The sequence below is a fragment of the Marinarcus sediminis (SeqCode) genome (assembly GCF_048571275.1).
Classification (GTDB): Bacteria; Campylobacterota; Campylobacteria; order Campylobacterales; family Arcobacteraceae; genus Marinarcus; species Marinarcus sediminis.
Genome location: NZ_CP182357.1, coordinates 481,127 through 508,088, shown reverse-complemented (window position 1 = coordinate 508,088; position 26,962 = coordinate 481,127). Strand labels below are relative to the sequence as shown.

General features: G+C 33.3%; 23 protein-coding genes and 8 pseudogenes. 14 read left to right on the top strand and 17 right to left on the bottom strand.

The features are described 5' to 3' along the window. Positions 1-16: 16 nt before the first annotated feature. The 5 genes from prfB to plsY form a co-directional block, all read right to left on the bottom strand. Positions 17-1,111: a peptide chain release factor 2 gene (gene prfB, locus ACNI3C_RS02525; protein ID WP_419770680.1), complete on the bottom strand. Its 1,095-nt coding sequence runs from the start codon at positions 1,109-1,111 to the stop codon at positions 17-19. Further along, positions 1,112-1,738 carry a c-type cytochrome gene (locus ACNI3C_RS02520; protein ID WP_419770679.1) on the bottom strand — a complete coding sequence of 209 codons (627 nt, stop codon included), beginning with the start codon at positions 1,736-1,738 and terminating at the stop codon, positions 1,112-1,114. Positions 1,739-1,870: 132 nt separating this feature from the next. Further along, positions 1,871-3,091: a porin gene (locus ACNI3C_RS02515; protein ID WP_419770678.1), complete on the bottom strand. Its 1,221-nt coding sequence runs from the start codon at positions 3,089-3,091 to the stop codon at positions 1,871-1,873. A gap of 197 nt (positions 3,092-3,288) precedes the next feature. Beyond that, a complete protein-coding gene (locus tag ACNI3C_RS02510; RefSeq protein WP_419770677.1) occupies positions 3,289-3,600 on the bottom strand; it encodes a dihydroneopterin aldolase in 312 nt (103 codons plus the stop codon). A gap of 19 nt (positions 3,601-3,619) precedes the next feature. After that, on the bottom strand, positions 3,620-4,249 hold the full coding sequence (gene plsY / locus ACNI3C_RS02505; RefSeq protein ID WP_419770676.1) for a glycerol-3-phosphate 1-O-acyltransferase PlsY: 630 nt from the start codon (positions 4,247-4,249) through the stop codon (positions 3,620-3,622). 97 nt (positions 4,250-4,346) lie between these two features. Here plsY and nadA point away from each other — a divergent pair, with 97 nt between their 5' ends. From nadA to ACNI3C_RS02440, 13 genes and pseudogenes are all read left to right on the top strand, one after another. Continuing rightward, entirely contained in the window at positions 4,347-5,339 is a 993-nt protein-coding gene (nadA, locus tag ACNI3C_RS02500) for a quinolinate synthase NadA (protein WP_419770675.1), read from the top strand. Then, positions 5,336-6,157, top strand: a complete 822-nt coding sequence (gene nadC / locus ACNI3C_RS02495) for a carboxylating nicotinate-nucleotide diphosphorylase (protein WP_419770674.1) — start codon at positions 5,336-5,338, stop codon at positions 6,155-6,157. Before nadA ends, nadC begins: the two co-directional genes overlap by 4 nt. 19 nt (positions 6,158-6,176) lie before the next feature. After that, positions 6,177-7,151: a DHH family phosphoesterase gene (locus ACNI3C_RS02490; protein WP_419770673.1), complete on the top strand. Its 975-nt coding sequence runs from the start codon at positions 6,177-6,179 to the stop codon at positions 7,149-7,151. Then, positions 7,148-8,524, top strand: a complete 1,377-nt coding sequence (locus ACNI3C_RS02485; protein ID WP_419770672.1) for a M23 family metallopeptidase — start codon at positions 7,148-7,150, stop codon at positions 8,522-8,524. The genes ACNI3C_RS02490 and ACNI3C_RS02485 overlap by 4 nt, the downstream gene beginning before the upstream one ends. Beyond that, positions 8,521-9,423, top strand: a complete 903-nt coding sequence (gene lpxC / locus ACNI3C_RS02480; RefSeq protein ID WP_419770671.1) for a UDP-3-O-acyl-N-acetylglucosamine deacetylase — start codon at positions 8,521-8,523, stop codon at positions 9,421-9,423. The genes ACNI3C_RS02485 and lpxC overlap by 4 nt, the downstream gene beginning before the upstream one ends. A 9-nt stretch (positions 9,424-9,432) precedes the next feature. Continuing rightward, complete coding sequence (locus ACNI3C_RS02475) at positions 9,433-9,882, top strand: hypothetical protein (protein WP_419770670.1); 450 nt, start codon at positions 9,433-9,435, stop codon at positions 9,880-9,882. A gap of 17 nt (positions 9,883-9,899) precedes the next feature. Continuing rightward, positions 9,900-10,781, top strand: coding sequence for a homoserine kinase (gene thrB, locus ACNI3C_RS02470; protein WP_419770669.1), 882 nt, complete (start codon positions 9,900-9,902; stop codon positions 10,779-10,781). 32 nt (positions 10,782-10,813) lie between these two features. Then, complete coding sequence (locus tag ACNI3C_RS02465; RefSeq protein ID WP_419770668.1) at positions 10,814-11,086, top strand: DUF448 domain-containing protein; 273 nt, start codon at positions 10,814-10,816, stop codon at positions 11,084-11,086. Continuing rightward, positions 11,076-13,784, top strand: a pseudogene (infB, locus tag ACNI3C_RS02460) (translation initiation factor IF-2). Before ACNI3C_RS02465 ends, infB begins: the two are co-directional and overlap by 11 nt. 21 nt (positions 13,785-13,805) lie before the next feature. After that, positions 13,806-14,102, top strand: coding sequence for a ribosome-binding factor A (locus tag ACNI3C_RS02455; RefSeq protein ID WP_419770667.1), 297 nt, complete (start codon positions 13,806-13,808; stop codon positions 14,100-14,102). 61 nt (positions 14,103-14,163) lie between these two features. Then, a pseudogene (gene rimP / locus ACNI3C_RS02450) lies at positions 14,164-14,595 on the top strand (ribosome maturation factor RimP). A 67-nt stretch (positions 14,596-14,662) separates the two neighbouring features. Further along, on the top strand, positions 14,663-14,893 hold the full coding sequence (locus ACNI3C_RS02445; protein ID WP_419770666.1) for a hypothetical protein: 231 nt from the start codon (positions 14,663-14,665) through the stop codon (positions 14,891-14,893). A gap of 91 nt (positions 14,894-14,984) precedes the next feature. Continuing rightward, a complete protein-coding gene (locus tag ACNI3C_RS02440) occupies positions 14,985-15,710 on the top strand; it encodes a dihydrofolate reductase family protein (protein WP_419770665.1) in 726 nt (241 codons plus the stop codon). A 308-nt stretch (positions 15,711-16,018) separates the two neighbouring features. Here the strand turns inward: ACNI3C_RS02440 and efp are convergent. The 11 genes and pseudogenes from efp to pheS all read right to left on the bottom strand — a co-directional run bounded on the left by efp (position 16,019) and on the right by pheS (position 25,498). Further along, a pseudogene (efp, locus tag ACNI3C_RS02435) lies at positions 16,019-16,583 on the bottom strand (elongation factor P). Positions 16,584-16,592: 9 nt separating this feature from the next. After that, positions 16,593-18,181 (bottom strand): annotated as a pseudogene (serA, locus tag ACNI3C_RS02430) (phosphoglycerate dehydrogenase). Positions 18,182-18,200: 19 nt separating this feature from the next. Further along, a pseudogene (locus ACNI3C_RS02425) lies at positions 18,201-19,860 on the bottom strand (30S ribosomal protein S1). 75 nt (positions 19,861-19,935) lie between these two features. Next, positions 19,936-20,773 (bottom strand): annotated as a pseudogene (locus tag ACNI3C_RS02420) (4-hydroxy-3-methylbut-2-enyl diphosphate reductase). A 70-nt stretch (positions 20,774-20,843) separates the two neighbouring features. Beyond that, positions 20,844-22,131 (bottom strand): annotated as a pseudogene (gene aroA / locus ACNI3C_RS02415) (3-phosphoshikimate 1-carboxyvinyltransferase). Positions 22,132-22,228: 97 nt separating this feature from the next. Next, entirely contained in the window at positions 22,229-22,393 is a 165-nt protein-coding gene (locus ACNI3C_RS02410) for a phenylalanine--tRNA ligase subunit beta-related protein (protein WP_419770664.1), read from the bottom strand. 21 nt (positions 22,394-22,414) lie between these two features. Next, a complete protein-coding gene (locus ACNI3C_RS02405; protein WP_419771471.1) occupies positions 22,415-22,585 on the bottom strand; it encodes a hypothetical protein in 171 nt (56 codons plus the stop codon). Between the two features lie 26 nt (positions 22,586-22,611). Beyond that, positions 22,612-23,403 (bottom strand): phenylalanine--tRNA ligase subunit beta, encoded by a 792-nt coding sequence (locus ACNI3C_RS02400; protein WP_419770663.1) that lies wholly within the window; start codon positions 23,401-23,403, stop codon positions 22,612-22,614. A 339-nt stretch (positions 23,404-23,742) separates the two neighbouring features. Then, positions 23,743-23,937 (bottom strand): hypothetical protein, encoded by a 195-nt coding sequence (locus ACNI3C_RS02395; RefSeq protein ID WP_419770662.1) that lies wholly within the window; start codon positions 23,935-23,937, stop codon positions 23,743-23,745. Between the two features lie 152 nt (positions 23,938-24,089). Next, on the bottom strand, positions 24,090-24,314 hold the full coding sequence (gene ytpR, locus ACNI3C_RS02390; protein WP_419771470.1) for a YtpR family tRNA-binding protein: 225 nt from the start codon (positions 24,312-24,314) through the stop codon (positions 24,090-24,092). A gap of 189 nt (positions 24,315-24,503) precedes the next feature. Then, positions 24,504-25,498 (bottom strand): annotated as a pseudogene (gene pheS / locus ACNI3C_RS02385) (phenylalanine--tRNA ligase subunit alpha). Positions 25,499-25,610: 112 nt separating this feature from the next. Between pheS and ACNI3C_RS02380 the strand changes: the two are divergent. Beyond that, positions 25,611-25,952 (top strand): histidine triad nucleotide-binding protein, encoded by a 342-nt coding sequence (locus tag ACNI3C_RS02380; protein WP_419770661.1) that lies wholly within the window; start codon positions 25,611-25,613, stop codon positions 25,950-25,952. A 33-nt stretch (positions 25,953-25,985) separates the two neighbouring features. On the opposite strand, the gene accA is transcribed toward ACNI3C_RS02380, so the two are convergent. Beyond that, positions 25,986-26,921, bottom strand: coding sequence for an acetyl-CoA carboxylase carboxyl transferase subunit alpha (gene accA / locus ACNI3C_RS02375; protein ID WP_419770660.1), 936 nt, complete (start codon positions 26,919-26,921; stop codon positions 25,986-25,988). Positions 26,922-26,962: the final 41 nt, after the last annotated feature.

Genomic DNA, 26,962 nt, shown 5'->3' with positions numbered 1-26,962 from the left:
ACTTTAAAAATAGGTTTTATTTTGCCGTAGCAATCAAGACATCTTCAATCATTTTTGTGATGTCTCCATCGAGTATGGCTTCAACATTGGAGTATCCAATACCGCTTCGAGTGTCTTTGATTTGTTGGTAGGGTTGTAATACGTATGAACGAATTTGATGACCCCAACCGTTATCACTCTTTTCAACACCATCTTTTGTCGCTTGCAGTTTTTCAAGTTCATATTCATACAATCTTGATTTTAGCATTTTTAATGCACTGGCTTTATTTTTATGCTGACTTCGGTCATTTTGACACTGTACTACAATATTTGTAGGCAGATGCGTAATTCGAATGGCACTCTCTGTTTTATTTACATGTTGTCCACCTGCACCACTTGAACGATACGTATCGATACGAATCTCTTTGTCTTCAATTTCGATGTCAATATTGTCATCCACTTCAGGAGAGACCATGACAGAAGAAAACGAGGTGTGTCGTTTGGCATTGGAATCAAAAGGAGAGATACGTACAAGTCTGTGAATACCATTCTCTGCTTTTAAATAGCCATACGCATTTTCTCCTTTTATGATAAAAGAGACATCTTTAATGCCCGCTTCTTCTCCATCTTGATAATCAAGTACTTCTACTTTAAAATTTTGGCGCTCTGCCCAGCGTAAATACATTCTGTAAAGCATACTTGCCCAGTCTTGACTCTCTGTTCCTCCCGCACCTGGATGAATGGTAATAATAGCATTTAACGCATCATCAGGATTTGAAAGCATCACGGCAATTTCTGTGGCTTGAATGAGCTCTTTGACATCTTCTGCTTCATCAAAAAGCATCTCTAAGGTATCGTCATCTTTATCAGCCGATGCCATTTCATAAATTTCATTGGTATCTTTGAGCGATTTATTGGCTTTATTAAAACGAGAGAGTTTGCTTAAAATTCTGTTTTTTTCAATACCAATTTGAGTGGCTTGTTCTACATTGCTCCAAAAGTCTTGATTCGATTCAAGTGCTTCTATCTCTTTGAGTCGTTGATTCAATGCATCTGGCTTCAAAATATCTTTGATATTTTGAAGTTTTTTATTTAACAGTTTTAAGAGTTCAGAGTATTCGTATGCATCCATTTATTTTGCAGTTGCCTCATCATTTTTAGGAGTATTAAGTGATTTAATATAAAAATAGATATTAACGTCATCTTGTGAAGTGGTTGCTTGTCCATACGGAGACATAATAATATTGCTGTTTGCCCCATTTTTGTACTCTTTCATTTTTGTTGTAAAATCTGAAATACTTAACGCATTAATCCCAGTAGCCGTATTGGTTTGAAGTTCACCTTTTTCACCATGACAACTTTGACAGCTTTTGATATAAATTCTTTTACCCGCTTCAATATTGGCTTGTATTTGCTCATTTCTGGCTTTTGTTTCTTTGGCTTTTTTCTCTTTTTCAAGTTTGATATAGAGTTTATTCATCAACTCCTCTTCATTGATGTTGTTTGAGCCTTTTTTAAAGATGTATACAAAATTGGTACCAGTTGTTCCTGGAGTCATTTTGATATCTTCCACACTCCAGCCAGTACTTTTCATCTCTTTGACACTCTTTGATGAGCCACATTCACCTCCATCTAAGGCAACAGACTCAATGGTCATCATAGAAGCATGGTTCTCTTTAAAACACATGGTAGTTTGAGCTTGTACAAAAGTGAAGCTTGAAACAAGTAAACAAGTTGTTAATAACGATTTTTTAAGCATAGGATTCCTTTTAAAAAAAAGATAATAACATAGTTTTGCTTAGGGAGGTGTAATGTGAAGCATAAAAAAAGGTTAGGACAGTTTGTCCTAACCTTTAAAGTGAGTTTAGTAGACTAAATCAAACAGCTCTTATTAGAAAGAGTATTGGATTTGTAATCTTCCTCTAACGTCATCATTGTTTTCAGTAGAACCAGTGTCTTTTGTATAAGTACCATATCTAACATATGTAGACAAGTTTTTACTCATATTGTAAACAGCTTGTACATACACTTCTTCTTCTTCTATATCAAGTGCACCAGCTACGTTTGTTGATTTATATTGAGCATTACCATAGTTAGCAGAGATGTTTAAGTTTTCTAATGCATCAACACCAACTACGACTTGGTAGTAATCTAAATCCATTTTGTTATTACCATTGATATTCCATCCAGTAATTGATGTAGTAGCATCATTATCTAATGCAGCAATTCCACCATCTGAGTCAGACATAGCATATGCTAATTTAGCATCAATTAAACCTGCATCAGCAGTTAAAACAATTTTTGCCAAAGAGTTTGAATCTTTTGAATTATGAAGTGCAGTAGCAGCCCAATCATCTAATGTTAATTCTGTATATCTAGCATCAACACCTAATTTAATACCACTTACATCAAATTTTGCATTCGCACCAAATGTATATGTATCAAAAATGTCTTGCATATCTAAATACCAAGCATCTAATGTAACAGGACCAACTGGAACAATTACAGCAACAGCAGAAACATCAGCACCACCAACTTGAGTATCTGCAAGTCCAATACCTGGTAAAACGTCACCAGAAATATTTAAGTTTGTTTGGTTAAAGTATGCAGCTGCAACAGTAACAGGCCCAAGGTTTGAAAGTGCTAAAAGCCCTGTACCAGTTTGCTCATTTGAATCTGAATCAACTGCAACAGTCCAAGGAGTAGTTAACCCTTGTTTACCAGCAATAACAGTTGTGTTTGCAATACCAGTGTATGCAAAGTTAACAGTTGATAATTCAACACCAACGTTTTGATCTCCATTATCACTTGAATCTAGTGTAGCAAAACCTCCATCACCAGTACCTGTAGCACTTGGGTCAGAAACTAAGAATCTTGTATTTAATTTAACATCATCATTTACTTTAGATGATAAATTTAAACCAATTTTATAATAGTTTGTTGTACTATTGTCTGTACCAGCAACATCGTTATCGTTACCTTGATATCTATATACAACTGTACCAGATACATCTACATCTTGAATAGCCTCAGTTAAAGGTTTTGCGTTAGCACTTGTTAATCCTGCAACTGCAACAGCTGCTACTAAACTCATTTTTACGAATTTTTTCATTTGTTCTCCTAAATTTCGAAATTTTCATCAGTATTATCGGAGCGCGCGAACTATATCTAAGCAAAGAGATACCTTTCCGATACACCGTTGCGATAATTCTACATGAGTTAATTTTAAAGTTTTCTTAAACTGGCGTTTTATTTTGCATTTAGGATATAATTTAAGCTATTATTTATTTTAAAGCTTAAATTTACAGATTAATTTGATAAACTAACCACACAATTATTTAAAATGTCAGGTTTTGCAATTTTGAGTTTGAGTTTTTTGAGGGCATATTTAGTAGTGAGTTTCTCAGTTATATCAACAATGGCATCTTCAAGAAGTTTGAATTTTTTCTTTTTCATGATCTTTTCAATCTCTTGTGCGACTTTTGCATAATCAATAAAAATACTCTTTTTATAAGTATAGTGAAATGAACACTCAATTATGACTCGTTGTTCTTTTTCTCTTTCAAAAGGTAAAATACCAACGATACAGTTAAAGGTGAGTTTTTCTATTTTAACTTTCATAATATAAAGAAAAAAGAGACTACTTCGTAGTCACTTTTCCCTCTTCTCCTCGAATGAGTCTTAAAATATTTGGAATGTGTTTGTAGTATATAATGAAAGCAATGATATACATGGGTACATTGCTGTTGATGTTTAATCCATTGTTTATAAACAATGCAGCAATAATAACTGCCGTTAATCCCAAAAGGGATGAAAGCGATGAAATTTTAAGTACTTTTGCACAAAATCCCCAAACCACTGCACCAATAATGGTTGGTATTGGAATGAGCACAATAAATACTCCTAAGCCCGTTGCGACACCTTTTCCCCCTTCAAGTCCAAGAAACGCAGAGTAACAGTGTCCTAAAACAGCTAAAACGGCAATGGCCCAAAGGGTGGCATCACTGGCACCTAAAAGCATGGCAATAATTAAAACTACCGTTCCTTTTAAGGCATCTAAAAGTACCGTTGCTACACTGAGTTTTTTGGCTAAGCTGGGATTGGTTTGTTTGACCACTCTTAAAACATTGGTTGCCCCAATACTTTTACTCCCTTGTGATTTAATATCTACCCCTGCAAAAAATTTTGCCAAAATGAGCCCAAATGGGATTGACCCGCAAAGATATGCAGCAATATAGTAGTAAATATTTGTTTGAGAAAAAAAATCCATATAAAGACCTTTGATTGTGTTAGTTTTTTTGTTTAAAAGGATTATAACTAAAATTTTGTTATATTCTGATTTATTAAATTAACCAAGAAGGTTGACTTTGGACTTAAAAAAGAAGATTTTAAAACTAAAAGAGAAGCTCGATGTAACCATAGTAGCACACTTTTATCAACGTGATGAAGTGTTTGAACTGGCTGATATTACGGGTGATTCTTTAGAACTTGCAAAAAAAGCAATGGAGACTCCCAGCAAATATATACTCTTTTGTGGGGTAGGATTTATGGGTGAGAGTGTTAAAGTGCTCAGTCCACAAAAAAGAGTTTTGATGCCAAAAATCGCCTGTTGTGCGATGGCTCGAATGATAGATGTTGATTATTTTGATGAATGTTTACAAAAGTTAAATGACATTGGTATTAAAAATGAAGATTTACTGCCCATTACCTATATCAACTCAAGTGCAGCGGTAAAAGCGCGTGTGGGTGAAATGGGTGGAATGGTTTGTACAAGTTCCAATGCGTATAAAATCATAGAGAAGGGTTTAAAATCGGGCAAAAAGATTTTTTTTGTGCCCGATCGATGTTTGGGACAAAATTTTGCAAAGAGTTTACACCTTAAATCTTCAGTTATTGGTGATGGAAGCAATATCAATGAAGCCGATATTATTTGTTATAACGGTTTTTGTTCCGTGCATCAACTCTTTAGTGTAGAAGATATTGAGTTTTATAGAAATAAGTATCCCGATATTTTAATCGCTGTTCATCCTGAGTGTGACCCTAAAGTGTGTGATGCCGCAGATTTTGTGGGTTCAACATCACAATTAATCACTTTTATTAAAGAGTTACCCAAAGAGCAAAAAGTTGCTGTCGGAACTGAGTATAATATGGTCAATCGTTTGAGAAAGAAAAATACGTTTATATTAAGTTCGACCAAGCCTGAGTGTCCTACGATGAATGAAACCACATTGGAAGATGTATACAAAACATTATTGGAGATTGAAAAAGAGCAAGAGGCACCTTATGCAAACGAAATTTTGGTTGATGAAGATGTAGTAAAGTGGGCAAAAGTAGCATTAGAAAGGATGTTTGAAGTATGATTAATATAAAAAAATTCGTAAAGAATGCCATTATTGAAGATAATGGTCGAGGCGATCTGTTTTTTGATGTTGCTCCAAAAGGAAGATTTACTGCACGAGCCATTGCCAAATCTGATGGAATTCTTGCAGGTGTAAAATATGCCAGAGTCTTAGCTCGAACAGAAAAATTTGATTGTAAGTTTTTAAAATTTGATGGAGACAGTGTTAAAAAGGGAGATGTCATTGCAACCTTAGAAGGAAAAGCTTCAATTTTGTTATCAAGTGAAAGAACTTTTTTAAATATACTTCAACACGCATCTGGAATTGCAACCATGGCAAACCGTTATGCCAAACTTATTGAGGACACAGGTGTGGTTTTATTGGATACAAGAAAAACAAGACCACAATTGAGAGATTTTGAAAAGTATGCGTCACGAGTTGGTGGGGCAATTAACCACAGACTGGGTCTTGATGATTGTTTAATGCTTAAAGATACTCACTTAAGAACCATTGAAAACTTAAAAGAGTTTGTAAAAAAAGCCAGAAAAAGAATCTCTTGGGTGACCAAAATTGAAATAGAGTGTGAAACTTTTGAGCAAGTCAAAGAGGCCATGGATGCAGGGGGTGATATTATTATGTGTGATAATATGAGTACCCAACAAATCAAAGAGGTGGTGGCGTTTAGAAATAAAGAGTATCCCCATATTTTGCTTGAAGCCAGTGGAAATATTTCACTGAATACCATTAAAGAGTATGCTTCAACAGGGGTAGATGCCATCAGTAGCGGAAGCATTATTCATCAAGCAACGTGGTTGGATTTTTCAATGAGATTTGATTAAGACCTAAAAAGGAGGTAACGTGAAAAAAGATTTTATATTAAATAATAAATTAGATACCTCTTCTTTGGTTGCGGCGTTAGGTTTAATTGAAAAAAGTCGATACATATTAATAGTAACGCATGTTAACCCAGATGCAGATACAATTGCTTCTGCTTTGGCGCTGTCAAACTATTTTTTAGAGAATAAAATCAACCACAAAGTTTTTAATGTGGGCAGTGATTTACCCCGAAATTTAGATTTTATCAATGGGTATTCTAAAATAACAAACCAATTGCCCAAATCGTATGATTTACTTATTTCTGTTGATTGTGGTGCAAAGTCAAGATTGGGCATTGATATTCCTAAAAATATTCCTCATATCAATTTTGACCATCATAAGTCTAATGACAATTTTGGTACAATCAATCTCGTTGATCCATTTAAGTCCTCTACATCTGAAGTGGTGTATGATTTTTTTAAATTCAATGGTTTGTATATTACCAAAAACAGCGCAACGGCAATGTATGTGGGGATTTATGATGACTCCTTAGCATTTACTGTGAATCGTTGCGATGAATTTACTTATGGTAAAATCAATTATTTGGTTAAATGTGGCGCGAACCCTTCTCTCATTGCAGATTTGCTTACACGAAGAGATTCTTTGGCAAAATACAGAATTTTGCCCAAAATTTTTGAGAGTTTAGAGTTGCACAATGAGGGGAAAATAGCGACAATTTATGCCAAACCGGAATGGTTTAAACAAACAGGTGCAACGTTATTGGATACTGAGGTTGCATTAAATATGGTTTTAAACATATCTGTTGTAAAAATAGCAATTTATTTTAGAGTATCTAATGAGAAAGTAAGAGTCTCTTTGCGTTCAAAAGAGAAAATAGATGTTTCTACTGTTGCTGCAAAGTTTAATGGTGGTGGACATCTTAATGCTGCAGGGTGTTCATTGGAGTGCAATGATGTTTTTGAAGCAAAAGAGATAGTATTAAAGGAATTTAGTTGAGAAGAAAAAAAAATAGTATAGGTAAAATTCTGTTTTTGTTGGTATTTGCGGTTATTTTAGGTGCAGGTGGTTTTATTTTTGTTTCACCACAATTTGAAAAAGAGAGCCCGGTTATTCATTTTAAAGAGAATATTTATTGGAATTTAAAAGACTCTTTGGATTTGACCATCAGTGATAACTCGGGAATTAAATATTATCGCGTACTGTTTAAAGATGACAATAAAGAGATTGTGCTCAATCAAGAGATTTTAGCTGAGCCTAAAAAAGAGATTCATCTTAAACTTGCCCCTCCAGAATTGGATATGTTTTTTAAAAATAAAGAGGTTGAAATTGTTGTTGAAGCCATCGACAGCAGTAAATGGAACTTCTTAGAAGGCAATACGGTTGTAGAAAGTTTTAATGTGAAAATTGATAAAGAGAGACCGGTTGCAACAGTTATTGGAAATTCTTTGGCCATTAGAAGAGGGGGAAGTGCCGTTGTTGTTGTAAAAGTTTCAGATGAAAATTTAGATAAAGCTTATATCTCATTTAACAACGATGAAGAGATATTTGCCTTGACCCCTTTTTATAGAGAAAATTATTATATGGCATTGATTGCTTGGCCCGTTACTATCAACGAATTTGAACAAGTATCGATTGTAGCTATAGATAAAGCAGGCAATAAAACACGAAATAAAATTCCTTTATATATTCGACCTTTAAAAATCAAAAAAGATAAAATTGAAATCTCAGAGAAATTTATTAAAAATGTCAGTACTTCGGTTTTAGAACAGAGTTCATTTCCCGTACCTACAGAGTTAGAAGATATTTTTCTTGCTGAAAACAGAGTCTTAAGAGCAAAAAATATAGAGACACTTAAAGAAGACACCCGAAAATATATGGATCGATCTTTAGTGACCTCATTTGATATAAAGCCTTTTCAAAGATTGAGTGGATCAAGAACAGCTGCAGGTTTTGCTGAAAGAAGATATTATTATTATAATGGGGTTAAAATTGATGAAGCATGGCATTTGGGTCTTGATTGGGCCAGTGTGAAATTTGCACCCATTGAAGTGACCAATCCTGGAAGAGTTATTTTAAATAAATATGTGGGAATATATGGCAATACCATTATCATTGATCATAAAATGGGATTGGCAACACTCTATGCTCATACGAGTGTGTCAAAAGTCAATGCAGGGGATGAGGTTCAAGCCAATCAAATGATAGCAAAAACAGGTTCAACAGGAGCTGTATTGGGAGATCATCTGCATTTTGGTGTACTAGTACAAGGGATTGAAGTAAATCCATTAGAGTGGATGGATAAAAATTGGATTAAAACACGCATCACAGATATTTTAGATGAGTCCAAAAAGGTAATTGAGAATCAATGAAACAAAGAACCATTAAAAAATCAATCGAAATTGTAGGAATAGGACTTCACAAAGGCGTGCCTGTTACCATGAAACTTGAGCCTTTAGAAGCCAATATGGGAATCATATTTTACAGAAAAGATGAGGGGATAACTATCCCTTTGACCATTGAAAATGTGGTGGATACAAAAATGGCAACGGTTATTGGGAAAGATGGTGTAATAATTTCCACCATTGAACATTTGCTTTCAGCTGTGTATGCCTATGGTATTGATAATTTAAGAATTGTTTTAGACAATGATGAAGTTCCTATTTTAGATGGAAGCAGCAGTGGATATTGTCTGCTTATCGATGAAGTGGGCATTCAAGAATTGGATGCATCAAAAAAGGCGTTAAAAATCAAAAAGAGTGTTGAAATCAATACTCCCGATGGCAAAAAAGTCTCTTTAAAACCTTCAAATCACATTGTTTATGATTTTTCAATTGATTTCAGTCATCCTGTAATTGGAGAACAAGAGTTTCGATTTGATTACTCAATCAGTGAATATAAAGAGAATATTTCAAAAGCCAGAACTTTTGGATTTTTACATGAAGTGCAATATTTAAGAAGTATTGGTTTGGCTCAAGGGGCAAGTTTGGAAAATGCCATTGCGTTAGATGACAGCAAAGTGCTTAATCCCGAGGGGTTACGATATGAAAATGAGTTTGTTCGACATAAAATTTTAGATGCCATTGGTGACATGGCACTTTTGGGCTATACCTTAATTGGTGAGTACGATGCTCATGCGGGAAGTCATCACTTAAATCATTTGTTAACCAAAAAACTGTTTGAATCTGAAGAGAATTATGAAATCATTGATTTAGACAGTGCAGAAGAAGAGAGCAAGGTCTTTGAACTGGCTTTTGCAACGGTTCAATAAAGAAGGAAAATGGATATTTTAATTCTATCACTTTCACATCCAATATTAGTTGGAGTGTACAAAGATAATAAATTAATTGAAACTTATGAAAAAGAAGGCAAATCATCTGATATAATACCGATTATATTTCATCAGATACTCAAAAAGTATGAGGTGCAAAGACTTTTTTTTGTCAATGCGCCCGGCAGTTATATGGCAATTAAAGTTGCATATGTCTTTTTAAAGAGCGTATCCATTGTTAAAAATATTGAACTATATGCAACTTCTGGATTTCATTTTAATGAGAATTCACCGATAAAAGCGCTTGGGAAAAAATATTTTTTAAATGATAATGGCAACATAAAAATTGATTTTATAGATGAAAATTTGAAATTAGAGAGTTTTAAATTACCTGAAATTTTAGATGAAAATATTTTTTCAAACGATAATTTACCTCAGTATAATCTACCAGCTGTTTAGAAAAAAGGAAAAGAAGAGTGAAAGTTACAGTACCCGCGACAAGTGCAAATTTAGGACCAGGATTTGATGCCTTAGGTCTTGCCTTAGGAATTAAAAATCAAGTTGTTATTAAGCCATCAAAATTTCACAGTGTGTCACTGCGAGGTGAGGGTGCGAATAATCCTATCTTAAAAGACAACAACATGTTTATTGCTATTTTTAATGATTTTTATAATAACTTAAGCACTAAAAAAAGGTTTTTCAGATTTGAATTTGTGAATGAAATTCCGCTTTCAAGAGGCTTGGGTTCATCATCTGCCGTTATTGTCAGTGCCATTGCATCGGCATATGCGATTGAAGGAATTCAACTTTCAAAAGAGAAACTTTTAAATTTGGCTTTAGCTTATGAGTCACATCCGGATAATATTACACCAGCGGTTATGGGTGGTTTTACTGTGGCAACGGTGCAGGATAATGAAGTGCAATTTATTAGAAAAGATATAACAAAGAGTTTATCACCCGTTGTTGTTATTCCAAATCGACCCATCTCAACGCAACTTTCACGAAAAACATTGCCGTATAAATACTCAAAAGAGGATGCTATTTTTAACCTTTCGCATGCATCTTTATTGACGGCTGCATTTATGAGTGAAAATTGGGACATGCTAAGAATTGCTTCACAAGACAGATTTCATCAATATTATCGAATGAAACAAATGCCAGAACTTTTTGAAGTTCAAAAAATCTCTTTAGGCAATGGTGCATTAATGAGTACACTTTCTGGTTCAGGTTCAACTTTGTTCAGTATTGCACATAAACAAGATGCAAAAAAACTTGAAACGAAGTTACGAGAAAAATTTCCTCACTTTAAAGTCTTTACAACTACTTTTGACAACACGGGTGTCAAAATAGAGTATTAAACAACTACTTTAAGTAAATTATAGGTATAATATTGGCTTATTTAGAAAAACCCTTTAGAATGTGCATCGTATGTAGAACACGAAATTTACAAAAAATGATGCTAAGGTTACAATGCAGTGAAGATAAAAAACTTGTGCCATTTACACATAATGGTAGAAGTTTTTATATTTGCCAAGAGTGCATAAATGATGTGCTTGCAGAAAATAAGAATAATAGAAAAATTGAACAGACGCTTTACCGGGTTTGTAAAAACAAAGATGATTACATCTTACAACTTAAGGAGATATTAACGCATGTCAGATAACGTAAGAGTTTATGAAATTGCAGAAGAGGCTGGTGCTACAAGTGCTGAAGTAATTGCGAAAGCAAAAGATTTAAAAATAGATCTTAAATCACCTCAAAGTGCAGTTTCATTTGAAGATGCAGAAGAAATAGCAAACTATATAATGACAGGTAAAAGTGAAAAGCTTCCTAAAAAAGCTGAAAAACCTGCTATTAAAAAAGTAGTTAAGAAGATTGAAGAAGTAAAAGAAGAAGCTAAGCCTGAAATCGTTCAAGAGTTAGTGGAAGAAAAAGAAGTTAAAAAAGAATTACCTACAACTAAAAGAGTTGAAGCAAAAAAACCATCTTCTATTGCTATTGAAAAAACTGCGATTCAATCTGATGTGGCTCAAGTTGAAAGCGAACCAGCTCCTGTTGACAATGAGAGTGATGAAGAGAGTGATGATAAAAATACGAACAATAGAATTGTTCCTAAAAGACGTGGATTAAAGATTGTAAAAAAGAAACAACCTGTAAAAGCAGAAGAGCCAAAAATTAAAGAGCCTGAGTTTAACAGTTTTGATAACTCAAGCAGCAAAAAGAAAATGAAATCTTTGAGTGAAATTTTAGGTAATGTATCATCAGAAGATGATAATAAAGATGAAGTGGCAAAAGCTAAAATAAGAAAAGAGAAAAAGAAAACGCTTGCAAAAGCACATGAACATGGAAAAGTCATTGAAGTTGAAAGAGGTTCTCAATCAGAGAGTGAATACAAGTGACGAATCTTTATTGGGTGAAGAAGTTGTTTTATTGGATATGGATGTGTCTGATGCTCCCAAAATTCTTGAAGAAGAGAACAAACCTAAAAAGTCATTCGTACAACCAAACACTTCAAGACCTGCTCATTTGGAAACAGACCACAAGGTTTAAAAAGAGGGAAAAGAAAGAAAAGAGTTTCAAGAACTCAAGAAGTAGTAGAGATTACGGAAGTTACTATTCCTGAAGATATTCGAGTGTATGAATTTGCAGAAGCGTGTGGAAAAACAACCGCTGAAGTAATCACTGTATTATTTAGTCTTGGAATGATGGTTACTAAAAATGACTTCTTAAAACAAGATGAATTAGAAATTTTGGGTGAAGAGTTTGGTATTGAAGTAACGGTCAAAGATGCGTTAGAAGATGTAAACTATGTTGAAGATTATCATGAAGAAGATATTGATGACAGCAATTATGTCACAAGACCACCTGTTGTTACCATTATGGGACACGTTGACCATGGTAAAACCTCACTGCTTGATAAAATTAGATCTTCCAAAATTGCTTCGGGTGAAGCTGGTGGAATTACTCAACATATCTCTGCATACACCATTGAACAAAATGGTCAAAAGATTACTTTTGTCGATACTCCAGGTCACGCCGCGTTCAGTGAAATGAGATCACGAGGTGCGAGTGTAACTGATGTTGTTATTATTGTTGTTGCAGCTGATGATGGGGTTAAACCACAAACTGAAGAGGTTATTGCTCATGCAAAAGCCAGTGGATGCCCAATTATTGTTGCCATGAATAAAATTGATAAAGAAGCGGCCAATATTGACATGGTTAAAGCGCAAATGGCTGAAAAAGGTATGACACCAGTTGATTGGGGTGGAGATATTGAGTTTATTGGTGTTTCAGCAAAAACAGGTGAAGGTATTGACGATTTATTAGAAAATATTTTAATCCAAGCGGAACTTCTTGAACTTAAAGCAGATCCAACTGCCAAATCAAAATCTGTGGTTGTTGAATCAACAGTTGAAAAAGGTAGAGGACCAGTTGCAACGGTTATTGTTCAAAATGGTGACACTTAAAGTTGGTGATAATATTGTTTGTGATACAACATTTGGAAGGGTTAAAGCCATAACCAACTGACTTAGGAAAACCAGTTAAAGAGCTAGGGCTTTCTGAAACAGGGAATGTTTTAGGATTAAATGAAGTTCCAGCAACTGGTTCGATTATGGTGGCACAAGACAGTGATAAAGAAGCTAGAGAGATTGCTACAACTAGAGCTGAACATGCAAGAGCTAAAGAGTTATCAAAATCTACAAAAGTTTCGTTAGAAGAGATGAGTGGGTTGATTGCAGAAGGTAAAATCAAACAACTGCCAGTTATTATTAAAACTGATGTTGGTGGTTCTTTAGAAGCGATTAAAGGTTCATTAGAAAAAATTGCCAATGAAGAGGTAAAAGTAAAAGTTATTCATGCAGCAGTAGGTGGGATTACTGAATCTGACTTAGTTCTTGCAGGTGCGAGTGAGGGTTGTATTATTTTAGGATTTAACGTTCGACCTACAGGGAATGTTAAACAAAAAGCAAAAGCAGATGGTATTACAATCAATACGTACTCAATCATTTATGATTTAATTGATGATGTTAAAGATACACTATCTGGTATGATGAGTGCAGTTATTCGAGAAGAAAATACCGGACAAGCAGAAGTTAGAGATACATTTGTTGTTCCAAAAATTGGAACAGTTGCAGGATGTTTAGTAACTGATGGTAAAGTTATCAGAGGTGGACATGCAAGAATTATTAGAGATGGTGTTGTAACATATACTGGTAAAATTTCATCGCTTAAAACGATTTAAAGATGATGTTAAAGAAGTAGCAAATGGGTATGAATGTGGTATTATGTTTGACAAATTCAACGATATCAAAGTTGGTGACTTCATCGAAACATTTATTCAAATAAGAAAGAGAAAGTGACTCTATATAATTGGCAGCATAATGAAAAGTATCAACCTACAAAGAACAGAATCGTTGCTTATGGAGCTTCTTCCAGAAGCTCTGGCAACATTGAATGACACAAGAATTAATACTTTAGCCATTACCGGTGTAAATTGTAAAAATGGTAAGTATGATGCTGTTGTTTATTATGACGGAAGTGACTTCAGTAAAGAAGAGATAAAACAGATCAATGATTTGTTGTTTAAAGCTAATGGAAGAATCAAATCCTATGTTTTGACAAGTGCAACGGTTGGTATAAATGTCCAAATTTCAAATTTGAAAATGATAACACTTTAGAAAACAGCATGAACATTGAAGATTTATTTGGACAAATAGCAAAAAGTAAAAAGGAAGATAAATGACATTAGATGAATCAATAGAAATTGCTGTTGACGGATGTGGTGTCAATCTTTATGATATTGTAACAGTAAAAGAGAATGAAACCAATATTTATAGAATTTATATCACTTCTCCCAATGGAATTAATTTAGATAAGTGCGCTGAAGTTTCAAGAAAGATATCACCCTTGTTGGATTTAGATGAACCAATGAATGGTAAATATAATCTAGAAGTTAGTTCTCCTGGAATTGAAAGAAAACTAAAAAAGACAACACCACTATAAAGCCTCTATTGGATGAAAATGTAAGAGTAAAAGATTTTGATAAAAATACTATAAGAAGGTGGATTAATTGCCGCAGATAACAATGAAATTAAACTCGAAACAGAACATGGTGAAGAGATAATCTCATATGATGAAATATCTTCTGCATCAACATATTTTGAATGGTAAAATAAAAAAAAAAAAAAAAAAAAAAAATTTTTTTTTAAACTTTTTTTTACATAAAAAAAGAGAACTGATGATTATCAATGATAACTTTTATATGAAGCTAGCCATTGATGAAGCTTGGAAATATCAACTAATAACCTATCCAAACCCAGCTGTTGGCTGTGTTGTTGTAAAAAATGGGGAGCTACTTTCTATTGAAGCTCATAAGGAAGTGCAGGACAAGCCTCATGCTGAAGTAAATGCACTTAAAGCTGCTTATCTTAAAGAAAAATCCAAACGATTATCTAAAAACTGTAAATGACCCCTTTAAAATACATGAGTATTTAATCAAAAACCACAATGGATTTTTTCATGATTGCACAATTTATGTTACCTTGGAACCATGTAATCATATGGGTAAAACACCTGCTTGTGCAAACTTAATTAAAGAGTTAAAACCCAATAAAGTAGTTATTGCGCATAAAGATATTAATAAAGAGGCCTCAGGAGGCATAGAAACGCTTCAAAAAGAAAATATTGAAGTGAGTCTTGGTTGTATGGAAAAAGAAGCATATGAGCTTTTATATCCATTTATCAAGTGGAAAAGTGGTTCATTTATCTTTTATAAAATGGCACAGACATTAAATGGTTCTATTGATGGATCTATTTCTTCTAATCAAACCAAAGCGTATGTGCATACACTCAGAGATAAGATTGATTTATTGCTTATTGGTGGCAATACAGTAAGAACCGATAAACCAACACTTGATGCAAGATATATTGCAGGACGTGCTCCTAATATTATGATTTACACTAAAAATAAAGTATTTGATACTAATATCCCACTTTTTAAAATACCCAATAGAGAAGTAATTATAAGTGATGATTTATTTAAACTATTAGATTATAAATTCATTATGGTTGAAGGCACTTATAATTTAATGAATAAATTAAAAGATAAAATTGATTATATTATTTTACTTGTAAGTCCAAAAATCAGAAATGGTATGAATGCCTTAAATGAAATCGATATGGATTTTGAAATCGTGCATGAGAATTATATTGGTGAAGAGAAAATCATATATCTAAAAAAAAAGTATTTCTACCTTCAAAAAAAAAAAAAATTTTTTTTTATATAAAAAAATTTTTTTTTATTTATATTTTTTTTTTTTTTTTTTTTTTTTTTTTCAACCAAAATTTTTTTTAGAAAAAAATTTCAACAAAAAAAAAAAAATAAAAAACAAACTAATATAACACCTAATCCAATTCCTATGATAATCATTAATAAGCCATCTTTTGGATGATGTGAATCTTTAATATCATTAAACTGTGAATATTTATCGATAGAAACAAGAGAGAGTTTTTTTTGATGAAGGAGCTGACAAAGTGTCAGTGACTGAAGAAAAGAAATCTCTATCGCAGTTTATAGCGATAAAGATTTATAGTTTTATTTAACTTTTTCTAGGTATTCACCTGTTTTTGTATCACTTTGATAATATCCCCTTCAACTAGGTGAAAAGGAATTTGAACAACGCCCACCTGATTCTAACGTAGCAGGTTTTTTACCACCTTGAGAGTCCCCTTTAAAGTTAGGTGGAGTTTCAACGATTTTAAGTTCAACAGTTGCATTGGAGGTTCAACAGTAATAGCTTTTCCATTATAAAACATCATATCAACACTCATCCCATCAATAATCCATTCAAAAGCATCACCTACTTGGTCATATGTTAAACCATCTTGTTCATAAGTTGTGTTGCATCCATAAATTGCAACAGTTCACCATCATCGTATAAGAATTGCATCTGTTTTTGTTGTAAGTCTGGAACTTCACATTTATCACCTGCATGGAAAGTCTTTTCAATGACTTTTCCATTTAAAAATGACTTAATTTTACATCTAACAAATGCAGCCCCTTTACCCGGTTTTACATGTTGATACTCAGTAATTTTGTAAGGAACACCATCGACTTCGATTTTTAATCCCTTTTTTAATTCACTCATACCAATTGCCATATTTTCTCCTTAAATTTCAGCATATGCAACTGCAATTGCAGCTTCTAAATTACCGAGTTGTTTTAATATATCTGAACTTGGTTATGATTCATCTAATAAGATAACTGCTAATGCGCCATCTTTTCCTCTTGAGAGTCTAAAGTCAGAGATATTAATTTTATTATCACCTAAAAGTTTACCTACTTCCCCAATCACGCCAGGAATGTCTGTATTTCTCATGATAATCATTTTACCTTTTGGTTCAATATCAAAGTCAAATCCATTTAGCTCTACAATTTTTTGAACATCTTCATCAAATACAGTTCCAGAAATTGTATTTACGCCTTTAGGTGTAGTAATTTTGATAGAAACTTTATTTTGGTATCCACTGAGATTTGACAGTTCTGACATAGTTAACTCTATGCCTTTCTCTTTTGCAATAAAATTTGCATTGACATAATTGACTTCACTTCCAGAACTTACTGCTAAAACACCAACGGTCGCAAATGTTTGTAAAGAGTCTAAATATTCAGAAATTTTGCCTTCAGCTGAAATATTGATTGAACGAATTTCACTTTTACTGATTTGTGCCAATAAAAATGCCATCTTTTGAGTCAATTCAATATAGGGCTTAACAAATGCAGGAATTTTACTCTCATCTATTGGAAGATTCAAGGCATTAGGGTAAGCAATTCCACGTGCAGATTCAATGGCATTGTTGGCTGCTTGTCGAGAAATTTCTCTTTGAGACTCTTTTGTATTTGCCCCTAAGTGAGCAGTTACGGTAATATTTTCTAAGTCTAATAAAGGATTAGCTGTTGCAGGCTCTTTAGTAAAAACATCAATACCTGCCATGGCAATTTTACCACTTTTAAGATTGTTGTAACTAGTGCCTCTTCGTTGTATAAACCACCTCTTGCACAGTTGATTAAAATAACACCATCTTTCATTTTAGCAATTTCTTCTTCACCAATCATATCAATAGTCTCTTTGTTTTTTGGTGTATGAATGGTAATAATGTCACAAGACAATATGTCATCAAAATTTGTTGTGTACGTTATGCCTAAATCTGTTGCTTTAGTTGAAGGGATGTACGGATCGTATGTTACAACGTCCATTTCAAAAGATTTGGCTCGAAGTGCAACTCTATGTCCAATGTTACCAAAACCAATAACACCCAATTTTTTACCACAAAGCTCAATTCCATACCAATCTTCTCTTTTCCAAACTCTGTCAAGTTTGAGTTGATTGTGTGCATAGGGAAATTTTCTCATGCAAGAGAGCATATGCGTCATTGTCAGTTCAACGGCCGCGATTGTATTTGCAGTTGGAACATTCATAGCAATGATTCCTCTTTTGCTACAACCTTCCATATCTACGTTATCATAACCTACACCTGCTCGAATAATGGCTTTTAGATTAGTTGCTGCGTTTAAAAACTTTTCATCAACATCTGTAGAACTTCTTGTAATGGCAACATCTGCATCTTTAATAACATCTAAAAGTGCTGTTTTATCAATGTCTGCTGCGTATACATAGTTAATATCTTCAGTAGTTTGTAAAATATTTAAACCATCTTCATGAATGTGATCACAAACTACGATTGTATGTTTACTCATTTTACTACAAATCCTCGAATTATTTAATTTGGTCTTTAAGTAATATCACCTAAAGTCATTGAAGAATCATCATTAACCGCTTTTAAAGTTTCTCTTTCTTGTTGATTGCTCTAACCTTTTAATAGATAATCTTACTCTATTTTTCTTCGTGTCAATATTTACTACGACCGCTTCAAATTCATCGCCAACTTTAATATCTTCTACATTTAAAGGACCAAAGTCTTCTTTTCTAATTAGACCATCTAAGTTGTCATCTAATTTAATGAAAAGACCAAAATCTTTATTATCTTTGACAGCACCTTTTACGATGTCACCAATGGCATGTTTTTTTCAAATGCTTTTGCTGGAGAATCAGAAATCTCTTTAACTGATAGAGAGATGTTTTCTTTTTCTTTGTCGATTTTAATGATTTTAGCTTCAACTTCATCACCTTTTTTATAAAGTGTTTTACATTTTGCATTGTTATCCCAAGACGCTTCTTCATTGTGTAATAATCCATCAACTTCACCAATAGTAACAAATGCACCAAAGTCAGTAATGGTTGCAATTTTACCTTTAACAAGATCACCCACATTGTGCTCTTTGGTAAATTTTGTAAATGGTTTTTCTTGAAGATTTTTTAATGAAACTCTTAATCTTTTTTTCTCAACATTCAGTTCAATGACTTCAACATTAATTTCATCACCTAAAGTCAATACATCTTTTGGATTTTTTAAATTTTTATTCCAAGAGATTTCTGAAACATGAAGTAATCCTTCAATGTCATTTCCTAAATCAACAAATGCACCATAAGATTCGAAGTTAGAAACAGTAACGGTAATCGCATCTCCTACTTCTAATTCATCTTTAATCTCTTCCCAAGGATTTGGAAGAGCAGCTTTAATTGACAGAGATAAATGTTGTTTCGCTTTATCATAAGATAATACAATAACAGAAACTTCATCCCCTTCATCGTAGTAATTTGCTGGATTAACAGGACCTTTATAAGATATTTCATTGTAGTTAACAAAACCATCAATTCCACCTAAATCAATAAACATACCATAAGAAGTGATTTTTTTAACGATACCATTTACTGGCTCGTTTTTTTCCAAAATATCTGTTACTTTTGAATCTTTTTCTTGTTTGCTGTCTTCAATCAATTTTTTTCTAGAAATAATAATAGAGTTTTGAGCTTCATTGATTTTTAAAACTTTTGCTTTGACTTTTTTACCAACTGCCCCGTGAGTTGCTTTCAGATAAGATTGCGCCATTGGCATAAAATATTCAAATCCAGTATCATCTTCAACTAAAAAATCCACCTCTGTTTTTTAACGGCAGTAATTTTACCTTCAATGGTAACATCTTCAACATTCTCACCATGCGCTTTTACAAAGTCATCAAATTTTACTTTTTGTAAAACTTTTCTATGAGAAATAGTTGGTCTTTCACCTCTGTTTCCCGTTAACATAACGGGAAGAATGATCCCCAGCTTTGAATTGAACTTCACCACCGATTGTGATTTCAGAAAGAGGAAGTCTTCCTTCCACTTTTTGTCCTACATCAACAAGAACACTATCACCTGTAATTTCAACAATTACACCATCAACCACCGAGTTGTTTTCACTATTTTCGAAAGACTCATTGAGCATTTGCTCAAAATCAAAGTCTTCACCAATTTCAATATCTTCGATACCCATATTTTTCCTTCGTATTAGCCGTTATTTTTTATTAAATCCGTTGATTATATCTAATGTTTTCTTAAAGAATTAAATTTACAGTTTATCTATTTCATTAACCACTTCTTGAATAATCCAATCAGGGGTAGAGGCACCCGCTGTAATGCCACATATGGCTTTTTTTTCAAACCATTTATTTTGTAATTCATTTTTATTTTCTATTAAATAGCTGTCTGCGCAATTTTCCAAACAAATGGAGTGAAGTTGTTTGGTATTGGATGAGTTTTTCCCCCAATGACAATCATAATATCCACCTCTTTTGAGATCTCTCTTGCTGCATCTTGATTCTCAAATGTTGCATCACAAATGGTATTAAAAACGCGCACTTCTTTGTTTTTTAAAATCAAAGCTTATTGACTATTTCTAAATAGATCTCTTTTTCTTTAGTGGTTTGTGCAACAGTGGCAATGTGATCATATTTAAACGTTTAAATCTCATCTAAATCAGCCACCGTTAAAACAACATGAACATCATCTTGGTCCTCACCGTAAGATTTTACCCCTTTAACTTCTGGATGGTCTTCATCTCCAAAAATTAGAATGCTGTATTTCTCATTTGACATCTTTTTTACTATTTGTTGAGGTGTAGTCACAAAAGGACAAGTTGCATTTATAACTTTTGCATCTTTTTGTTTGAATTCTTTTAAATCATCTTTGGGAATACCATGAGTTCTAATGATAACGGTATCTTTGGGTTTAACATCTCTTAGGGTGTTATATAAACCCACATTATAGTCGTTTTTTAGTCTATCGATTTCATTTTGATTATGAATCAGTGGTCCCATTGTTGCTGAATTTTCATACTTTTCTGCAATTTTTATTGCTCTTTTTACACCAAAACAAAAACCATAGCTTGAAGCTAATTTTACTTTCATCCAAAACCCCAAGCAATTATATCCTTTTATAAAAAAGGAAGAAGGAGACCAAAGCGCCTTAATCCTTTTGTTAATTTATAGAGTCAAGCAGTTCTTTAAAATTTGGAAATGAAGTTAAAATACAATCAGTATCATTTATTTCCATATCACATACAAGTACCAGCAATAGCAAAACTCATTGCAATTCTATGATCTCCATGAGAGTCTATAGTGGCACTTTTGAGTTATTGTTCCACCTATGATTTCATAGCCATCTTCAAACTCAGTATACGTCACACCACAGAGATTTCAAGGTTTTGAAACAACAGATTTAATTCTATCACACTCTTTAACCCGTAACTCTTTGGCATTGCTGACTATTGACGTTCCATTTGCAAAAGACATAGCAATGCTTAAAGTGCAGGGAGTTCATCAATAAGCCAAGAGATATTATCTTCAACCACATTTACCCCATTTAGTTCTTTATGTTTGACAATAATATCTCCAATAGGTTCATAAACATTCTCTTTTTCTATAAAGATTATATCCGCACCCATTCTTTTCAAAACTCTGTATGCTTCAATTCTCGTAGGATTAAGTGTAACATTTTTAATGGTTACACTCTTGAATGAGGGGTAATTGCAGCGGCAAGTGCAAAGAAAAATGCCGAACATGGATCGGTTGGAACTGTAATATTTAGTGGTTTTAAATGTCCTTCAGATAAAGGATGGATTTTTATAACTCCCTCATCATTTGTTTCTATATGTGCTCCCATACCTTTTAACATTCTTTCTGTGTGATCACGGGTTAGTTCATTTTCTTTATATTTTGAAACACCACTGGCTCTTAGTGCTGCTAGAATCATTGCTGATTTAACTTGTGCTGAATCAACAGGTGAAACGTATTCAAAGGCATTTAATTTTGAACCACGAATAAAAAGAGGCGCTTTATTTCCCTCTTCTCGTCCATCAATTTTTGCACCAATACTTCTCAGTGGATCAGCCACTCTTTTCATGGGTCTTTCGTGTAAATATTTATCACCCACAAGGGTAAATGCGCCCTCAACAGAGGATAGAAACCCACAAAACAGTCTCATGGCTGTTCCTGAATTTCCACAATCTAAGACATTTTTGGGTTCTTGCAATTTTGCCGTTGGTGTGATACTTACCTCACCTCCCACTCTGTGTATTGTTGCACCTAATTGCTCAACTATACTTAAAGTATTGAGAGTATCTTCTGCGGTTAAAAAATTTTTAATGTGTGAAGTTTGGTCACTTAGAAAATAGTGAAAACATTGCACAACGATGTGATATTGATTTATCACTTGCAATGTCATTAATTTCAATGTTAAAAGGTTTAACTAATTTTTCAATTTTCAAATGTTTCCACTTTAGTCTTTTTTAAACTCTAATACCGACCGATAAATCGTTTTGGAATTGTTCTAAAATAGTATTCATTGCAGTTGTAATATCTTCTTCATCTAAGTGTTTTTTCATCATTTTGTAAAACAAATCTAATAGTTAAACTCTCATTTTCTCCTAACTTTTCATCACTATAGATATCAACTAAGTTAAATTGTTTAATGGTATTATTTTCTAAAGAGTGCAGCAATACAGTTTTTAATGGTTCTGTAAAATCCATATCATTTTGGAACAATAATACTTAAATCTTTTTTAGATGCTTGAAATTTAGAGTATGAAGCGGTCCTTTGATTAAATCATTTTTAATCGCATCAAAATCAATCTCAGCAATAAATGAATCACGTAAATCATAATCAGAAGCGACACTTGGATGAAGTTTTGAAATATAACCTACACTTTTACCATCAACAATTACATTCCCACTTTGATATGGGTGAATTAAGTCATTTGAGACATTGCTTCCATGGGAACAAATTCAAATTTACCAACAACATTTAAAACTTTTTGTGCAAACTCAAAAAAAGTCAAATTGTGTGGTTTTCCTGCATTGGAAAAATCCTCTTGTTCTTTATCTCCAGAGTAGACAAATGAGAGTTTTTTAAACTCTTCTCTTTGTTTATCAAAGACAGTTCCAATTTCAAAGAGTGCGACTTTTTTAAATCCCAATTTAAAATTGTATGAAGAAGCTTCAATAAGATTTAGTGAAAGAGAGGTTGTTCTAAACGTATCTAACTCTTTTGTAATAGGGTTTAATAAATCTAGCTCTCTTGAGTCTATTATGGTTTCAAAACCATATTTTTCTAAATTCTCTTTTGATGAAAAAATATAGGTTACTGCTTCAAAAAAACCATTGGCAATGGCTTTGGCTCTGAGTCGATTTTTTTTCAGTAAGGCTTTTGATGTTTTGTTGCTTCTATTTACTTCATCAATTGCCAAAGGTTTTGATTGAATATTATCAATACCAATAATTCTTACAATCTCTTCAGTGACATCTGCAATGTTTTTAATGTCGTGTCTGAAGAGAGGAATTTTAATGGATAATACCCCTGTACCTCCATCTTTGACTTCAAATCCCAATGAATTTAAAATGGTATCAATGTGTGCTTTTGGAATATCTTGACCAATAATGGCGTTGACTTTATCGGTGCAAATATCTAAAACAATTTGTTCTTTGTCATCAATAAAGGTTTCACTTCCTGCAAAAACTTTTGCACCAAATTTTGAAATCATTGTGGTAATATAATCAATTCCACCTTTGATATTTGGCTCACTTCCTCTTGAACTTTTATAAAAAACATCACCTGTTTTGATTTTGGTTTCAAATACTTTTTTTGAAATTAAATCGGGTTCAACGTAACTGGCTTCTAAAATAAAAACATCTTCTTGTTTTGTTGATATATTGTTTTTAACACCAATGGTACTTAAAAGCTCTTTTCCATAAACACAATCAAAACCGTTTGAATCTTTTTTGATATGAAGAAGTGATAAATCGCCTTTATTTTCTGTTTCAGCATTTTGGGGTAAGCATTTAAAATAACACCTGTAGTATGGGACGTATATGTTAAAGTATCAACTAATGGTATCACTTTCTGTATATTGATCAATTAAAGCAGTTCTGACTTTTTGTAGAGCTGGAAGTGCAAATTCACTGAAATCAACGGCTTTAAAGACCAATGAGGCGTCGATATTGTTTTGTGTATCTACTTCTAAAACTTGCCCAATTCCAAAATCATTGTAGAGTAAATGTTTCTCTTCTTCATGCATTGGCAGTTTAAAACACGTTGAGAGTTCTCTGGCAATTCCATTGATACTTAAACAATCTCCTCGGTTTGCTGTTAACTCTATTTCAATAATATCATCATTTAACAGTGGGTATTGGCTTAACTCTTTTCCTAAAATCTAATTTACCAATGGATTCATCTAAGTTCTAAAATGCCATCATTTAGTTTAGGTAAACCAATCTCAGTTGTTGAACAAATCATTCCATTTGAATCTACACCTCTTAGTTTTGCCGCTTTGATTTTAAAACCTTCACCTAAAGTACAACCCACTGTTGCAACAGGAACAAATTGGCCGGCATCCACATTTTTTGCACCACAAACAATTTGAACAATTTCATTGCCAAAATCAACTTGACAAATATTTAATTTATCTGCATCTGGGTGTTTGACTTTTTCTAAAACTTTTCCTACAACAACACCTTAGAAGGTATTCTTTGTTCGTTAACGTACTATCAACTTCTAATCCAATGGAGTTTAAAGTTTTGCAAATCTCATCTGTAGATATATTTGATATGTCAATAAATTCTTGTAACCAACTTCTTGTAACTATCATTTAAATTGTCCTAATAATCTTAAATCACCTTCAAAAAGCGATCGTAAATCTGAAATATCATGTGTGAGCATAGCAATTCTCTCAATACCCATTCCAAAAGCATAACCCGATACTTCGTCGTAACCTACTGCTTTAAATACATTTTCATCCACAATTCCACATCCCAGAATTTCAATCCATCCTGTGTGTGAACATACGCGACACCCTTTACCTTTACAGAAGACACATGAGATATCTACTTCTGCTGAAGGTTCTGTAAAAGGGAAAAATGAGGGTCTGAATCGAACATCAACATCTCCAAACATATGGCGTAAAAACTCTTCCAAGACATGTTTTAAATTGGCGAATGATATTTTATCTGCACCGTCAACTACCAATCCTTCAACTTGGTTAAACATTGGGGTATGTGTCATATCAAAATCTCTTCTAAAAACGGTTCCAGGGGCAATCATTCGAATAGGAGGTTTTTGTGCCAACATGGTTCTGATTTGTACGGGAGAAGTATGCGTTCTTAAAAGGGTATAATCTTTATTATAAAAAGTGTCTTGCATATCTCTGGCTGGATGATATTTAGGTAAATTCAATGCTTCAAAGTTGTGAAAATCATCTTCAACCAAAGGTCCTTCTTCTACGGCAAAATTTAAGTTTTGAAAATAGGTAATTACTCTGTCCATGGTATACATGACACTGGGTGCACTGCACCACATGATAACTCATTGTTAAACTTTGTTACATCAATTTTTTCTTATTCCAGTTTTTTATCCAAAGCAACGTGTTCTAAAATCTCTTTTTTGCTATCAATTGCTGTTGTTATTTCAGCTTTTTGTTCATTTAAGTTTTGTGCAAACGCTTTCTTCTGTTCATTTGGAATATCTTTTAATTTTGCAAACTCCAATGTTAAGACACCTTTTTTCCCTAAAGTTTCAACTCTTAGGTTTTCCAGTGTTTCAAGACAATCAGCATTTTCGATTTTATCAAGCCACTCTTTCAATACATCTCTCCATTGTTTTAATACTATTTTTCTTGTTAAAATTTGCTATTGTACTCAAAATTTTATTAGAGTTTGGTTATAATATTTTAGAGTTAAAAATGGAGGAAATAAAATGTGTATTTTTTGTAAAATTGTCAATGGAGAGATACCAAACAGAACGGTACTTGAAAATGAAAATTTCTTGGCATTTGAAGATATTAACCCCGCTTGTAAAATTCATGTTTTAGTTATTCCTAAAGAGCACTATGATTCATTTGATGTTATTCCTCCAAAGATTATGGCGGAGATGACAGAATTTATTCATAAAATTGCATCAAAATTGAATATAAGAGAGAATGGCTATCGTTTGATTACAAATATTAAAGAGGATGGGGGACAAGAGGTTCACCATTTGCATTTTCATATATTAGCCGGGGAAAGAGTGGGAAGATTGGTTTGTAAGGAGACGGTGTAACAAGTTAAACTTGTTACCCGTTAGATGGGTATATTATTCGCTGAATTGACCCAGTTTCATAAGTTTTTCGTATCTTTTTTCATATCGTTGCTCAGGAGTTAATTTTCGTAACTCTTTTAATTGCGTTAAGAAGTAATCCCCTAAAGCTCTGCATGCTTCTTCTTTTCTTCTGTGACCACCTACAAGAGGTTCATTAATTACATCATCAATCAAATTTAAATCTTTAAGTGCTTCTGCTGTAATCTTTAAGGCATTGGCAGCTGTTTCAGCTTGAGCAGGGTCATTCCATAAAATAGCGGCACACCCTTCTGGCGAAATAACGGCATAAACAGAGTATCTCATCATGGCCAGTTTATCTGCAATAGAAATAGCCAATGCACCACCAGAACCACCTTCTCCAATAACAACAGAGATGGTAATGGTATTTAAGTCAGAGAATTCATATAAGTTTGTTGCAATCGCTTCACTTTGATTTCTCTCTTCTGCACCAATACCAGGATATGCACCGGGAGTGTCTACTAGCATTAAAATAGGAAGATTAAATTTTTCGGCCATTTTTGCACATCTGAGTGCTTTTCTGTATCCTTCTGGATTGGGCATACCAAAGTTTCTTTTGAGTTTATTTTTGGTTCCTCTACCTTTTTGTTCACCAATGACCATGACTTTTTCATTTCCGATATAACCAATGTAACAGATAATTGCGCTGTCATCACTGAAATGTCTGTCTCCATGAATTTCATATGAGTCTGTTAATAAAGTTCGAATATAATCCAGTGCATAAGGTCTGTCAGGGTGACGTGCCAGTTGAAGTTTTTGATAATCACTTAAGTTTTTGAATGTTTTTTCTACTTCTTTATCAAATTTTGCTTTGAGTATTTCAGCAGCATGCTCATCACCCTTAGATTTTGCAACTATGATTTCTTCTTCTATATTTTTTAGTTTCTCTTCAAATGGTAGATAAGTTGCCAATGTTTTCCTTTAAAAAAAAGGGGGTTAACACCCCTTAAGAT

Excerpts from the sequence above, each read along its gene's own strand:
- prfB (WP_419770680.1), bottom strand. The coding sequence starts at position 1,111 with ATGGATGCATACGAATACTCTGAACTCTTAAAACTGTTAAATAAAAAA.
- ACNI3C_RS02520 (WP_419770679.1), bottom strand. The coding sequence starts at position 1,738 with ATGCTTAAAAAATCGTTATTAACAACTTGTTTACTTGTTTCAAGCTTC.
- ACNI3C_RS02515 (WP_419770678.1), bottom strand. The coding sequence starts at position 3,091 with ATGAAAAAATTCGTAAAAATGAGTTTAGTAGCAGCTGTTGCAGTTGCA.
- ACNI3C_RS02510 (WP_419770677.1), bottom strand. The coding sequence starts at position 3,600 with ATGAAAGTTAAAATAGAAAAACTCACCTTTAACTGTATCGTTGGTATT.
- plsY (WP_419770676.1), bottom strand. The coding sequence starts at position 4,249 with ATGGATTTTTTTTCTCAAACAAATATTTACTACTATATTGCTGCATAT.
- nadC (WP_419770674.1), top strand. The coding sequence starts at position 5,336 with ATGATTAATATAAAAAAATTCGTAAAGAATGCCATTATTGAAGATAAT.
- lpxC (WP_419770671.1), top strand. The coding sequence starts at position 8,521 with ATGAAACAAAGAACCATTAAAAAATCAATCGAAATTGTAGGAATAGGA.
- ACNI3C_RS02475 (WP_419770670.1), top strand. The coding sequence starts at position 9,433 with ATGGATATTTTAATTCTATCACTTTCACATCCAATATTAGTTGGAGTG.
- ACNI3C_RS02455 (WP_419770667.1), top strand. The coding sequence starts at position 13,806 with ATGAAAAGTATCAACCTACAAAGAACAGAATCGTTGCTTATGGAGCTT.
- ACNI3C_RS02445 (WP_419770666.1), top strand. The coding sequence starts at position 14,663 with ATGATTATCAATGATAACTTTTATATGAAGCTAGCCATTGATGAAGCT.
- ACNI3C_RS02440 (WP_419770665.1), top strand. The coding sequence starts at position 14,985 with ATGGGTAAAACACCTGCTTGTGCAAACTTAATTAAAGAGTTAAAACCC.
- ACNI3C_RS02410 (WP_419770664.1), bottom strand. The coding sequence starts at position 22,393 with ATGGATTTTACAGAACCATTAAAAACTGTATTGCTGCACTCTTTAGAA.
- ACNI3C_RS02400 (WP_419770663.1), bottom strand. The coding sequence starts at position 23,403 with ATGATTTCAAAATTTGGTGCAAAAGTTTTTGCAGGAAGTGAAACCTTT.
- ACNI3C_RS02395 (WP_419770662.1), bottom strand. The coding sequence starts at position 23,937 with ATGCATGAAGAAGAGAAACATTTACTCTACAATGATTTTGGAATTGGG.
- ACNI3C_RS02380 (WP_419770661.1), top strand. The coding sequence starts at position 25,611 with ATGTGTATTTTTTGTAAAATTGTCAATGGAGAGATACCAAACAGAACG.